Source organism: Mycobacterium sp. ACS1612, assembly GCF_001667505.1.
Lineage (GTDB): Bacteria > Actinomycetota > Actinomycetes > Mycobacteriales > Mycobacteriaceae > Mycobacterium.
This window is the reverse complement of the sequence record NZ_LZHZ01000034.1, coordinates 19,304-31,678: the sequence shown is the minus strand read 5'-3', so window position 1 is coordinate 31,678 and position 12,375 is coordinate 19,304. Positions and strand designations below refer to the sequence as shown.

The window sequence follows — 12,375 nt, the reverse complement described above, 5'->3', positions numbered from 1 at the left end:
CGACGTGTCAGGCGATCGGATACGGCCAGGGGTTGAACCGACACGTCTTGCCGTCGGGCTTGACCGACTGCGGGTCGAACCGGGCGGCGTCGCTGTTGTTGGTGGAGAACGTCTGCTGCATCATCACCGGCGCCAGTGCGCCGTTGTCGCCGCACGGCTCGTGGCGTTGATAGCCGATCGCGTGGCCGACCTCATGGTTGATCAGGTACTGCCGGTAGGAGCCGACGTCGCCCTGGAACGGCACGGCGCCGCGCACCCAGCGGGCCTCGTTGATGAACACGCGCGGCTGGCCGTCGTAGGCCGGGTTGTAGCAGGACGCCTCGAGCTGAATGTCGTAGCCGCAGCCCTCGCGCACGGTCATCGGCGAGCTCAGCGACACCCGGAAATCCGGCGCACCGGAATCGATGCGGGTGAACGCGAATTGCGGATTGTGGGTCCAGCTCTTCGGATTGGCGAGAGTTTCGCTGACCATCCTGGCGAACCCGTCGTCGCCGCCGAAGCCTGTGGTGTCGACACCGTCTTCCACTTCGACGGTGTAGGTGAATGTCTTGGCGGTGCCCTCCCCGACCTTCGGCGTGGCGCCCGGCACCACGTGCCAGGTCTTGGCGCCCGCCTCGGTGAACGGTCCGCCGTCGGGCAGGATGCCGGTCGGCAGGTTCACATCGAACTGGGTCAGCCCCTTGGGCGGGGCGCCGATGATCTGCGTGCTCGCCACGCCGATGGTCGGAGGCCCCTGCACCGGACCTTCGGCCTGCTTGGGCGCGGGCGCGCTGGTGCCCGCGATCGTTTGATAGACCACCACGGCCGTCAGCGCGATCAGCACCGGCAGCGCATAGGCGCGCCAGCCGTAGGTGGAGACGAAGCGGCCCAGCCAGGTCTGCTTGCGGGCGCGGCGATGTTCGTCGCGATTGGACCTGACCCGACCGGAATCCTCGGCGATCGGGTCACGCTGCGCGCGCAGAGGCTCTCGCCACTCGTCACGCAACACGGGTACGCGGCCGCTCTCGCGACGCCCCTGACCCGTCGATCCTCCTCGCGCGCGGGAGTCGTAGGTCACCGGAACAGGATGGCATAGTCTGCTGGGCCTGCACTTCCGGCGCGCCACCACCTCGGCGTGAAGCCGTGGATCCGCAAACGCCTGACCAACGGTAGTAATGTCGTTGCGAAACCCACTCGGACGAAGGACGTGATGAGCGATCTCGCCAACTCCGCCGCCAGGAAAGTGGCCAACGGCGGTGCGGGTCGGCGCGGAAACCGGCTTCCGCGCGACGAACGCCGCGGGCAGCTACTAGCCGCTGCCAGCGAAGTTTTCGTCGACCGTGGCTATCACGCGGCCGGAATGGATGAAATCGCCGACCGGGCGGGTGTGAGCAAACCCGTTCTGTATCAACACTTTACGTCGAAGCTCGAGCTGTACCTGGCCGTGTTGCAACGGCACGCCGACAACCTGGTCTCCGGTGTGCGCCAAGCGCTGCGCACTACCACCGACAACCGTCAGCGGGTGCGGGCCGCGGTGGATGCCTTCTTCGACTTCATCGAGCACGACGGTCAGGGCTACCGGCTGATCTTCGAGAACGACTACGTGACCGAGCCGCAGGTATCGGCGCAGGTCAAGGTCGCCACCGAAGCATGCACCGACGCCGTGTTCGACCTGATCAGCCACGACTCGGGGCTGGAACCGCACCGCGCCAGGATGATCGCCGTCGGTCTCGTCGCCATCAGCGTCGATTCAGCCCGATACTGGCTGAACAACGACCGGCCGATCTCCAAGGAGGATGCGGTCGAGGGCACGGTGCAGTTCATCTGGGGCGGCCTGTCCCACGTGCCGCTCACCCGCTCTTGACGGCCTCCGAACCGACCACGCCCACACCGAACCCGACGCGGCGCACATCGGCGGCGCCGATCTCGACGTAAGCGATCTTCTTCGCCTGCACCAGAAAACGGCGGCCCTTCTCGTCGGTCAGGGCCAGCACGCCCGCATCCTTCTCCAACGCGTCGGCGATCAACTTCTCCACCTCGCTGGGTGTCTGCGCACTGTTGAAGCTCAGCTCACGCGGGCTGTCGGTGACACCGATCTTGACCTCCACGCTGACCCTTTCCGTTCGTGTGTTCCTCGCCAAGAAGGCTAGTGGACGACTGCGGGCCGACGCCGCGCGCGCCCCTTCGCGAATAGCGAAACGACCGCGACCGAACCGAGTCCGGACCGTGACCAAAGGGCCAGCGGGTCAACCTCATTCGTCACACCAGTCTCGATAGCATCAGGCAGGCATTGGACGAAACGACCCGGGACAGCTGCATGAACAGGCCATATACCGCATATTCGCCGTACTCCCTGACTCCGACCGAACGGATTCCGAGTCAGTGGGACGACGGCAGCGAGACGGTCGATCTCGACCGCGATCGCTACGACGACGACGAGGGGCCCGACGAGTACGAGGACATCGAGGAGTACTACGAGCCCATCGATCGGCGGTGGATCTGGATCGCCGCCGTCGCAGGCGTGATCCTGCTCGTCGCGGTGATCTGCACTGTCGTCATCCTGGGCGGCGGGGACAGTGGCTCGGTGTCGACCACGGTCGCTCCGCCCGTGACCACCAGCCAGCCGGCCGCCACCACGTCGGCGCCGCCGGTCACCACTTCAGCGGCGCCGCCGCCCGCTGCCACGCTGCCGCCGGAGACCGTGACGACGGTGACGCCGACGCCCACGGCCGTCGCCACACCGACTGATACGCCCGCCCAGGCGGCTCCCGCGCCCGCTGCGGCGCCGAACACCATCACCTACCGGGTCACCGGTCAACGCAGCCTGCTCGACCTGGTGACGGTCATCTACACCGATTCGCAGGGTGCACTGCAGACCGACGTGAACGTCGCGCTGCCGTGGGCCAAGACCGTGACGCTGGATCCCGGTGTGACGTTGGGTTCGGTCACCGCGACGAGCGTGACGGGTCAGCTGAACTGCAGCATCACCGATGCGGCGGGCACGCTGGTCGCCGTGCAGAACAACAACACGATGATCGCGAACTGCACGAAGTAGGGGTGCCGGCTCAGGCCAGGCCGAGCTCACGCATCCGCGTGCTGTGCGTCTGCTGCAGCCGGTCGAAGAACTCGGTCATCTGCGACAGCCCCTCGCCGCTGGCCATCACCAGGTCGACGAGTTCGTCGTGGTCGGCCATCACGTACTGGGCCTGCGTGATGGCCTCGCCGAGCAGTCGGCGCGACCACAGTGCCAGCCGGTGGCGCTGCTTCTCGCTCGCCGTCACCGCGGCCTGCACCTCGGCGACGACGAACTGTGAATGCCCGGTCTCCGACAGCACCGCGCGCACCACGTCGGCGACCGCGTCGGGCAGCGCGTCGGCGATCTCGAGGTAGAAGTCGGCGGCCAGCGCGTCGCCGACATACGTCTTCACCAGTGCCTCCAGCCAGGTGCTCGGCGTTGTCAGCCGGTGATAGTTCTCCAGCGCCGACGCGTACTTCGTCATTGCGGGCACGACGTCGACGCCCCTGCGCTCCAACGCATCCCGAAGCACTTCGTAGTGGTTCATCTCGGCGGCGGCCATGCTGGCCATGTTGATCCGGCCGCGGAGGTTGGGCGCCATCCGCGCCTCGTCGGTGAGCCGGTAGAACGCCGCGACCTCGCCGTAGGCCAACAGTGCGAAGAGTTCGTTGACGCCGGGATGGTTGGCCGACACGCCCGAGGTGCTCTGTTCGGGAGAAGTGGCGTGGGGCGTCGAAGTCATGGCCCAACTCTAGACGCCGACCGCGGCGTGAACCGCCGGGCAAACCCGACCAGGTACCATGGGTACCGGCAGCGGCATTTCGAGACAGCCGCTACCGAAGAAATGTGCGTGCACGCAGTCGGCCCGCGACCTCAACGCCGGGCCCTCGGCCGTAGCTCCGTCGAACTCGTGCGCGCGTGTGGAATCCGCGAGGTCATACGAGGTTCGACCCAGAAAGGCTACCTACCACAAGCATGACTCATCTCAATCCGAAGTTTGCCGAACTCGGCGTCCGCGACGAAATAGTGCGCGCATTGGCCGAAGACGGCAAGGAGCATCCCTTTGCCATTCAGGAACTGACACTGCCGCTCGCCCTCGCAGGCGACGACCTGATCGGTCAGGCGCGCACCGGTATGGGCAAGACGCTTGCCTTTGGTGTGCCGCTGTTGCAGCGCATCACGACCGACGAGTCGCGCCCGCTGACCGGCATCCCCCGCGCGTTGGTCGTGGTCCCTACCCGCGAACTGTGCCTGCAGGTCTACGGCGACCTGGCGATGGCGGGGAAATACCTGACCGCAGTGGACCGCAAGCTGACCGTGACGTCGATCTACGGTGGCAGGCCCTACGAGCCGCAGATCGAGGCGCTGGCCAAGGGCGTCGACGTAGTCGTCGGAACGCCCGGCCGCCTGCTCGACCTGGCGCAGCAGGGCCACCTGCAGCTTGGCGGGCTGTCGATGCTGGTGCTCGATGAGGCCGACGAGATGCTCGACCTTGGCTTCCTGCCCGACATCGAGCGGATCCTCAAGCAGATCCCCGACGAGCGGCAGGCGATGCTGTTCTCGGCGACGATGCCGGACCCGATCATCACGCTGGCCCGCACTTTCATGAACCAGCCGACGCACATCAGGGCCGAGGCCCCGCATTCGGCGGCCACCCACGACACCACCGAGCAGTTCGTCTACCGCGCCCACGCGCTGGACAAGGTGGAACTGGTCAGCCGGGTACTGCAGGCCAAGGGACGCGGCGCGACCATGATCTTCACCCGTACCAAGCGCACCGCCCAGAAGGTGTCCGACGAACTGGCCGAGCGCGGCTTCAAGGTCGGCGCCGTGCACGGTGATCTCGGCCAGGGTGCCCGCGAGAAGGCGCTCAAGGCATTCCGCACCGGCGCCATCGATGTCCTGGTCGCCACCGACGTCGCCGCGCGCGGTATCGACATCGACGACGTCACCCACGTCGTCAACTACCAGATCCCCGAGGACGAGCAGGCCTACGTGCACCGCATCGGCCGTACCGGGCGCGCGGGCAAGACCGGCGTCGCCATCACGTTGGTGGACTGGGACGAACTGACCCGCTGGGAGATGATCGACAAGGCGCTGGGCCTCGGTTGCCCGGATCCCGCGGAGACGTATTCCAGCTCGCCGCATCTCTACGAGGAGCTCGACATTCCGACCGATGCCGGCGGCGCGGTCGGCGAGCCGCCCAAGGCGCCGGTCAAGCGCGCCCCCGCGAAGAAGGCCGAACGTCCCGCCCGCACGCGGACCCGTCGGCGGACCCGTGGCGGCAAGCCGACCACCGGGCATCCCGCGTCGGCGACCGAGCCCGAACCTGCGTCGGACGACACCCCCGCAGACGGGGCGTCGCCGGCCAAGCGCCGTCGCCGCCGCCGCCCGCGCAAGACCGCGGCCGCAAACGCCGGCTAGCCGAGGGTCACCTCCGACGGAGATGGTCAAACCCGAACGCCGCACCAGGGGCGACATGGTGGCGGCCGCGGTGATCGCGGCAGTGGTCGTCATCGTCGCGGCCCTGATCTGGTGGACCAGCGATGCCAGGGCCACGCTCAGCCAGCCCGCCGCAGCGCCGGCGCAGGCGCTGCCCACCGCCAAGGCGGTGCCGAAGACGCTGCGTCAGCTGTGGACGGCGGCCAGCCCGAAGACCGCCATGCCGTTGGTGATCGGCGGCAATGTCGTCACCGGTGACGGCCGCGAGGTCGACGGCCGGGATCCAGTTACCGGACAGACGCGGTGGAGCTACGCCCGTGACCTCGAATTGTGCGGTGTCACTTACGTTTACAACTACGCCGTCGCGGTGTATCCGGACGTCCGCGGCTGCGGACAGGTCAGCACCATCGACGCCAAGACCGGCGAGCGCGGGCCCAGTCGCAGCGCCTACGCCGATCCCCGGGTGCGGTTGTCGTCCGACGGCACCGTCGTGCTGTCGGCCGGCGACAGCCGACTGGAATTGTGGCGCTCGGACATGGTGCGGATGCTGTCCTACGGCCAGCTCGACGCGCGGATCAAGCCGGGCGTGCCGACGTACCCGCTCTGCCGACTGGTGGATGCACAGTCGAGTTCGACGGCAGTGTCGGTGCTGGAGGCCTGCCCGAAACACGCCGACCTGCGACTGACGCTGCTGCGGCCCTCCGACGAAGAGGACACCCCGGAGCTGAAATACGTTCCGCAGCCAGGGGTGACCGACAACTCCGGGGCTCGCGTCGTAGCGGTGTCGGACACCACCACCGCGGTGTACGTCCCCGTCCCGAAGCCGACGGTGAACATCGTCGACGAGACCGGTGCCACTGTCGCGAGCACGCTGGTGCCGACGCCGCCGTCGCCCGACGCGGTGATGTCGCGGGCAGGCGACCTGATCACATGGTGGACGGGCGACACCGTAATGGTGTTCTCCGCCAACGGACTTCGCTATCGCTACAGCGTCAGCTCGGCGGGCGCCAACAGGCCGCTCGGGCCCGCGACGATGATGGCGGGCAAGTTGCTGGTGCCCGTCACCGGCGGCTATGACGTCTTCGACCCGGCGACAGGCGCGGGCATCGAACACATTCCGGTGCAACGTCCACCGGGTTCTGTGGCGGTGGTGCCAGGGGTCGCGGGTTCGATGATCGTCGAGCAGCGTGGCGACCAACTCGTCGCGCTCGGTTAAGTGGCGATTTGTGTGCGTGCGAGAGCGGCGAGCGCTCCGAAACGCACATCAATCGCTAGAGCTCCGGGGTGAAGGTGGCCAGCGCCTTGCCGTTCTTCCAGTGCTTCAGCAGCGCGCTGGCGAACTCGCGGTAGGCGTGTGCGCCCTTGTTCTTGCGCCCCGCCAACACCGAGCACCCCGACGCACTGGCTTCGGCGAAGCGCACCGTGCGCGGGATCGGCGGCGCCAGCACCGGCAGCTCGTAGCGGTCGGCCACGTCGAGCAGGACATCGCGGCTGTGCGTGGTGCGCGAGTCGTAGAGCGTCGGCAGCGCGCCCAGCAGCTTGAGGTCGGAGTTGGTGATCTGCTGTACATCGGTGATCGTGCGCAGGAATTGCCCGACACCGCGATGCGCCAGCGTTTCGCACTGCAGCGGCACGATAACGTCGTCGGCGGCGGTCAACCCGTTGAGGGTGAGCACGCCCAGCGACGGTGGGCAGTCGATGATCACCACGTCGTAGCGGTCGCGAATCTTGGCCAGCGCCCGCTTCAGCGCGTACTCGCGGCCCGCCCGCATCAGCAGCATCGCCTCGGCGCCCGCCAGGTCGATGTTGGCAGGCAGCAGCGTCATCCCCTCCGACGTGTCGACCAGCGCTGCGTCGGGTTCGACCTCACCCAACAGCACCTCGTGGACCGACACGGCCAGCTTGTCGGGATCCTGGCCCAGCGAAAACGTCAGGCACCCCTGGGGGTCCAGGTCTACCAGCAGGACCCGATTGCCCTTCTCCGTCATCGCCGCGCCCAGCGACGCCACCGTCGTCGTTTTGGCGACCCCACCCTTTTGATTGGCGACCGCAAGTACCCGCGTCACGGTGTTCATCGTTGCACGGGTACCCACGCGACAGCCGACGTGCGGCACAATCTTTCTGCGTGAGCCTTCTGCAGCACCGGCTGTTTCTGCTCCGTCACGGCGAAACCGAGTGGTCGAAGTCCGGCCAGCACACCAGCCGGACCGAACTCGAACTGACCGAAACCGGACGCGAGCAGGCCAAGCTGGCTGCCGACGCGCTCTCGGTTCTGACTTTGCACAACCCGCTGGTGGTGTCCAGCCCGCGGCAACGCGCCCTTGACACCGCCAAACTGGCAGGCTTGAAAGTCGACGAGGTGTCTCCCCTTCTGACTGAATGGGATTACGGCGACTACGAAGGACTGACCACCCAGCAGATCCGCGAACAGGTGCCCGACTGGCTGGTGTGGACGCACGGCTGCCCTGGTGGGGAAAGCCTGCAGCAGGTCAGCGACAGGGCCGACGAGGTGATCGGCTACGCGCTGACGCAGATGGAGTCGCGCGATGTGCTGTTCGTCGGGCATGGGCACTTCTCCCGCGCAGTGGTGACCCGCTGGGTCGAACTCGACATCTCCGAGGGCATCAGGTTCGCGATGGTGGCCGCATCCATCGCGGTGTGCGGCTTCGAGCACGGCGAGCGCCAGATCAGCGCATTGGGCCTCACGGGTCACCGCCACCCGTGCCTTCCGACGTGACCCGCGAACCGGCCTTCGTGCTCGCCGGGCGCACCGGCGTGGTGGTCGCCGAGGGCGTGCACACCGCCTTCCCCCGGCTCGGTGACGCCCGCGCCGCCCTTGCCTCGCATAGTGCGCCGATCATCCTGGGCGCGTTGCCTTTTGATGTCACGAAGCCCGCAGCGCTGATCCGTCCGCAGACGGTGCAGTTCACCGAAACGCTGCCGGACTGGCCGGTGCGCGAGTTGCCGACGACGCAGATCGCCCAGACCATGCCCGATCCCGAGGAGCACCGGGCCCGCATCGGCGCCGCGTTGCGCCGGTTGCAGGACCCCGGTAGCGACCTGCACAAGGTGGTGCTGGCCAGGGCGCTGCGACTGATCGCCGACGGACCGCTGGACGCCCGCACGATCGTGTCGCGGCTGGTGGCCAACGATCCCACCGCCAACGCATACCTTGTCGACCTGACCGCCGCGGGCGGCGGCTACTCCGGTACCGCACTGGTGGGCGCCAGCCCGGAATTGCTGGTCGCCAGGCGCGGCGATCAGGTGAGCTGCCGCCCGTTCGCCGGGTCGGCACCCCGGCTCGCTGACCCCGCCGCCGACGAGGCCAGCGGCGCGGCCCTGGCTGCGTCGGCCAAGGACCGTCACGAACACCGGCTGGTGGTGGACGCGATGCGCGAGGCATTGGACCCGCTGTGCACCGAACTGCAGATCGCACCGGAGCCGCAGCTGAGCAAGACTGCGGCGGTGTGGCACCTGTACACCCCGATCACCGGCATGTTGCGCGAAAAGGCGACTACTGCTTTGGATTTGGCGATTGCGCTGCATCCGACGCCCGCGGTGGGCGGCGTGCCCGCCAGCGGCGCGGCCGAACTGATCAACGAACTGGAAGGCGACCGCGGCTTCTACGCCGGCGCGGTGGGTTGGTGCGATCAGCGCGGCGACGGCCGATGGGTGGTGTCGATCCGGGGCGCGCAACTGTCCGCGGACCGCCGCACCGCCGACGCGCACTCCGGCGGTGGCATCGTCGCCGAGTCCGATCCTGATGACGAAGTCGCGGAAACCACAACGAAATTCAAGACAATCCTGTCGGCGCTGGGAGTGCAGCCATGAGCGAGACCATCCGGCGCGTCCGGCCGGGCGACGAGACCGAACTGACCGCGATGATCCACGAACTGGCCGAGTTCGAACGCGCCAGCGACGACTGCACGGTGACCGAAAAGCAGTTGGCGGACGCACTTTTCGGCGCCCACCCGACGGTATACGGCCACATCGCGGAGGTCGACGGCCGGGCCGCGGCGGGCGCGTTGTGGTTCCTCAACTTCTCCACATGGGACGGCGTCGCGGGCATCTACCTCGAGGACCTCTACGTGCGCCCGCAGTTCCGCCGCCGCGGACTGGCCCGCAAGATGCTGTCGACGCTGGCCCGTGAATGCGTCGAAAACGGCTACAGCCGGCTGTCGTGGGCGGTGCTGGACTGGAACGTCAACGCCATCGCGCTCTACGACGCCGTCGGTGGGCGACAGCAGAGCGAGTGGATCACCTACCGGGTGTCAGGACCGGAGTTGTCGGCGCTCGCGGAATCCTGAGTGCGCTGATCCGTCAGCGGATTTTGTTGCAACGCGGTCAAACGCTCGTTGAATTCTTTGACCAAGAAGCTCTGCCGCGCCACCGCAACCTTCGCCGCCGCATCGGCGGTGTCGACGATCAGCTTCGACAGTGCATCTGCGCCGTTGCGGTACGCAGAGTCGCCCAACCATAATCCGGTCATCGCCCCGAGGCCGTTCACCTCGACACTCACCGACCTGTCCCGAGTCGTCACACGCGCGGAAATGGACTGACAATGCTCGTGCATTGCCGCCAGCAAATCACGCTGCAGTGCCATGCGCGCAACCACCGAATCGGCCAGGCCGCCATTCACACTGGCCTCATCCACGTATCAGGGAGCCCGCTCGGGTCGCGGCCGTTCAGTTCTGCCTCCAATTCTGCCACTTCTTCTTCAGTACTCAGATTCAAGCCACGTATGACCTGAGCGCTGAAGCCGCGAGCAACCAGATCCTTCCGCCTGGCGACCTGCGCACGTTTGGCGATCAGCTGACACATCAACAGGATCTCACGCGCTAGTTCTGTTGGCGCCTTGGATAACTCACTCTGGTGCAGTTCGAGGCCGATCGGTAGACCACGTTCTGTCGCCCGAACGTATATACCCGCGTCGCGGGAGCGTAGCGTTCCTTCCAAGATCAATCCTCACCAAACGAACGAAAATGTCTGATTCCGAACTTAATACAATGCAGAGAATCCGGCTCTAGTGATCGGCCCGGCAAGAACCGCTTGAGCGACAAAGCCCCAGCGGTCGATACCCGATGGAAGAGGTTGACTGCTTGATGGGTGTTGTCAACGTGGATGCGCAGGACGTATTCGACGCTGGTGTACTCTCTCTGGGGATTCCGCTCGACGGGTTGGAGGTCGAACGCGACATCGACTACGCCGGAATGGCCTTCAGGCGAGCAACTGAGTATGACCCAGACATGTGTGATGCATGGCTCGGTCGCGCTGCCGCGGGTGAGAACACCTCCGAGGTTGTGCACCACCTGTACCGGACCAGCAAGTTTCTCGGCCGCGAGCAGCGGCGACTGGGGCTACCCCCACGTTCACTCACGGGCCGTTTCGAAACCGGTCTCTATCTGGACTACACCCTCAGCTCGAGCACTGAGATCAGGTTGGCGTACGCAGCCAGCCTGATCCAAGGCCAGGATTACGACGAAAGTGAACGGATCCTTGACGACTTGGCGGCCGAGGGCGGCGACGCGGCCGGCGAGGAGATCTGCGCATACGTTCGGGGCATCTTGCACTTCACCACCCAGCGCTGGCCTGATGTGCTTACGGCACTGGCCAATTCCGCATCTTTCGTGGATCCGTACATCGCAGCGGGTGCGCATCTCATGGTGGGCTCTGCCTGCGCGCAGATGGGCTTATTCGGTGAGGGGCTGCGCCGACTTGACCAGGCCCTCACGGGCCCGATCCCGGCCGCTCGCCGAGCAGCCGAGTTCTGCAAGGGGCTGACCTTGCGGGAAATGGGCAACGAAGACGAAGCCCGTAGCATCTTCGAACGTATCTACAGCGAAGACCCAGGTTTCGAAGCCAATTACTCGGCATTGCGCGACCTCAACTACCGGCTCGTTGTCACCACTAAGGAAGTCATCGAATCCCGTTTAGACAAATGGGATCCAGCCAGTGCACCGACGTCGGCGAGCGTCGACGCAGTCAGTGCGGCCGAGCGAGGAAACGAGCACCTACGCGCCGCTCAAGAGCAACTCGACCGCCAGGTCGGCCTCGTGGACGTCAAGATGCAGGTGGCAAAACTGCGCTCGGCGGTTCGGTTGGCGAAACTCCGCGAAGACAAGGGATTCAGTACGGCGTCGAGAAGTCTACATCTGGCGTTCACCGGACCGCCGGGAACCGGTAAGACAACCATCGCTCGTATCGTTGCGCAGACCTATTGCGGCCTGGGACTTTTGGAAACGCTAAACGTCGTCGAAGCGAAACGGCAGGATTTCGTCGGTCAGCACCTTGGTAGCACGGCAATCAAGACCGACGCGTTGATCGACACCGCCCTTGGCGGGGTGTTGTTCATCGATGAGGCGTACACCTTGATCCAGACCGGGTTGTCCGGTGGTGACGCATTTGGTCGTGAGGCTGTTGACACTCTGCTGGCGAGGATGGAGAACGACCGTGATCGGCTGGTGGTGATCATCGCCGGTTACGACGCCGAGATCGATCGCTTTCTCTCATCGAACGAAGGCCTCTCGTCGCGGTTCACCAAGCGAATTCGCTTTCCCTCCTACACACCAGCTGAGCTCGGCGATATCGCCCGGTTGACGGCTAGGTACCGCGATTCCGAACTCACGTCTGACGCCTATGACACCCTCGTCGGCGTGTGTACACGACTCTGCGACGACAAGTCGGAAGACCGGGAGGGCAATGTCCGCAGCAGTATCGACCTCGCCGGTAATGGCCGTTTTGTGCGCAACGTGATTGAAGCCGCCGAGGAGGAACGCGCATTCCGACTCACAGAGACCAACGGGGAATCACTGAACAGTCTCGACGATGATGCGTTGAGACTCATCGAAGCCAGCGATGTGAAGGCGGCACTGAGTAGTATCTTGCAGACACTCAACTTGACTTGACGCGGATTCTTACCACCCACAGCCTGCCATCAG

13 protein-coding genes are annotated in these 12,375 nt (G+C 65.9%); 8 read left to right on the top strand and 5 right to left on the bottom strand.

The window, feature by feature from the left end; genetic code table 11:
- Positions 1-7: 7 nt before the first annotated feature.
- Entirely contained in the window at positions 8-1,057 is a 1,050-nt protein-coding gene (locus A5724_RS14975) for a DUF3152 domain-containing protein (protein ID WP_067802999.1), read from the bottom strand.
- A gap of 132 nt (positions 1,058-1,189) precedes the next feature.
- On the opposite strand from A5724_RS14975, the gene A5724_RS14970 reads away from it, so the two are divergent.
- On the top strand, positions 1,190-1,843 hold the full coding sequence (locus tag A5724_RS14970) for a TetR/AcrR family transcriptional regulator (RefSeq protein ID WP_067802996.1): 654 nt from the start codon (positions 1,190-1,192) through the stop codon (positions 1,841-1,843).
- Here A5724_RS14970 and A5724_RS14965 read toward each other — a convergent pair.
- On the bottom strand, positions 1,830-2,087 hold the full coding sequence (locus A5724_RS14965; RefSeq protein ID WP_067802993.1) for a DUF3107 domain-containing protein: 258 nt from the start codon (positions 2,085-2,087) through the stop codon (positions 1,830-1,832). The two genes, A5724_RS14970 and A5724_RS14965, sit on opposite strands and share 14 nt — an antisense overlap.
- Before the next feature lie 209 nt (positions 2,088-2,296).
- Here A5724_RS14965 and A5724_RS14960 point away from each other — a divergent pair, with 209 nt between their 5' ends.
- The gene (locus A5724_RS14960) at positions 2,297-3,034 is read left to right on the top strand and encodes an MmpS family transport accessory protein (protein ID WP_067802991.1); all 738 of its coding nucleotides are present in this window, start codon (positions 2,297-2,299) and stop codon (positions 3,032-3,034) included.
- A 10-nt stretch (positions 3,035-3,044) separates the two neighbouring features.
- Here the strand turns inward: A5724_RS14960 and A5724_RS14955 are convergent, their stop codons facing one another.
- Positions 3,045-3,737 (bottom strand): ferritin-like fold-containing protein, encoded by a 693-nt coding sequence (locus A5724_RS14955; protein WP_067802989.1) that lies wholly within the window; start codon positions 3,735-3,737, stop codon positions 3,045-3,047.
- Between the two features lie 233 nt (positions 3,738-3,970).
- On the opposite strand from A5724_RS14955, the gene A5724_RS14950 reads away from it, so the two are divergent.
- Positions 3,971-5,419, top strand: coding sequence for a DEAD/DEAH box helicase (locus tag A5724_RS14950; RefSeq protein WP_067802987.1), 1,449 nt, complete (start codon positions 3,971-3,973; stop codon positions 5,417-5,419).
- A gap of 22 nt (positions 5,420-5,441) precedes the next feature.
- Complete coding sequence (locus tag A5724_RS14945) at positions 5,442-6,653, top strand: PQQ-binding-like beta-propeller repeat protein (RefSeq protein ID WP_067802985.1); 1,212 nt, start codon at positions 5,442-5,444, stop codon at positions 6,651-6,653.
- Between the two features lie 55 nt (positions 6,654-6,708).
- On the opposite strand, the gene A5724_RS14940 is transcribed toward A5724_RS14945, so the two are convergent.
- Positions 6,709-7,512: a ParA family protein gene (locus tag A5724_RS14940; RefSeq protein ID WP_067802983.1), complete on the bottom strand. Its 804-nt coding sequence runs from the start codon at positions 7,510-7,512 to the stop codon at positions 6,709-6,711.
- Positions 7,513-7,562: 50 nt separating this feature from the next.
- On the opposite strand from A5724_RS14940, the gene A5724_RS14935 reads away from it, so the two are divergent.
- Genes A5724_RS14935 through A5724_RS14925 form a run of 3 tightly spaced genes read left to right on the top strand, consistent with a single transcriptional unit; the run spans position 7,563 to position 9,744 of the window.
- Positions 7,563-8,174, top strand: coding sequence for an acid phosphatase (locus A5724_RS14935; RefSeq protein WP_067802980.1), 612 nt, complete (start codon positions 7,563-7,565; stop codon positions 8,172-8,174).
- Positions 8,171-9,268: an isochorismate synthase MenF gene (locus tag A5724_RS14930; protein WP_067802977.1), complete on the top strand. Its 1,098-nt coding sequence runs from the start codon at positions 8,171-8,173 to the stop codon at positions 9,266-9,268. Before A5724_RS14935 ends, A5724_RS14930 begins: the two co-directional genes overlap by 4 nt.
- A complete protein-coding gene (locus A5724_RS14925; RefSeq protein WP_067802972.1) occupies positions 9,265-9,744 on the top strand; it encodes a GNAT family N-acetyltransferase in 480 nt (159 codons plus the stop codon). The genes A5724_RS14930 and A5724_RS14925 overlap by 4 nt, the downstream gene beginning before the upstream one ends.
- On the opposite strand, the gene A5724_RS14920 is transcribed toward A5724_RS14925, so the two are convergent.
- Positions 9,699-10,091: a hypothetical protein gene (locus A5724_RS14920; protein ID WP_232004849.1), complete on the bottom strand. Its 393-nt coding sequence runs from the start codon at positions 10,089-10,091 to the stop codon at positions 9,699-9,701. The two genes, A5724_RS14925 and A5724_RS14920, sit on opposite strands and share 46 nt — an antisense overlap.
- Positions 10,092-10,518: 427 nt before the next feature.
- On the opposite strand from A5724_RS14920, the gene eccA reads away from it, so the two are divergent.
- A complete protein-coding gene (eccA, locus tag A5724_RS14915) occupies positions 10,519-12,342 on the top strand; it encodes a type VII secretion AAA-ATPase EccA (RefSeq protein ID WP_232004848.1) in 1,824 nt (607 codons plus the stop codon).
- Positions 12,343-12,375 lie beyond the last annotated feature (33 nt).

Coding starts and splice junctions, on each gene's coding strand:
- A5724_RS14970 (WP_067802996.1), top strand. CDS start 1,190: ATGAGCGATCTCGCCAACTCCGCCGCCAGGAAAGTGGCCAACGGCGGT.
- A5724_RS14940 (WP_067802983.1), bottom strand. CDS start 7,512: ATGAACACCGTGACGCGGGTACTTGCGGTCGCCAATCAAAAGGGTGGG.
- eccA (WP_232004848.1), top strand. CDS start 10,519: ATGGAAGAGGTTGACTGCTTGATGGGTGTTGTCAACGTGGATGCGCAG.
- A5724_RS14945 (WP_067802985.1), top strand. CDS start 5,442: ATGGTCAAACCCGAACGCCGCACCAGGGGCGACATGGTGGCGGCCGCG.
- A5724_RS14960 (WP_067802991.1), top strand. CDS start 2,297: ATGAACAGGCCATATACCGCATATTCGCCGTACTCCCTGACTCCGACC.
- A5724_RS14955 (WP_067802989.1), bottom strand. CDS start 3,737: ATGACTTCGACGCCCCACGCCACTTCTCCCGAACAGAGCACCTCGGGC.
- A5724_RS14950 (WP_067802987.1), top strand. CDS start 3,971: ATGACTCATCTCAATCCGAAGTTTGCCGAACTCGGCGTCCGCGACGAA.
- A5724_RS14925 (WP_067802972.1), top strand. CDS start 9,265: ATGAGCGAGACCATCCGGCGCGTCCGGCCGGGCGACGAGACCGAACTG.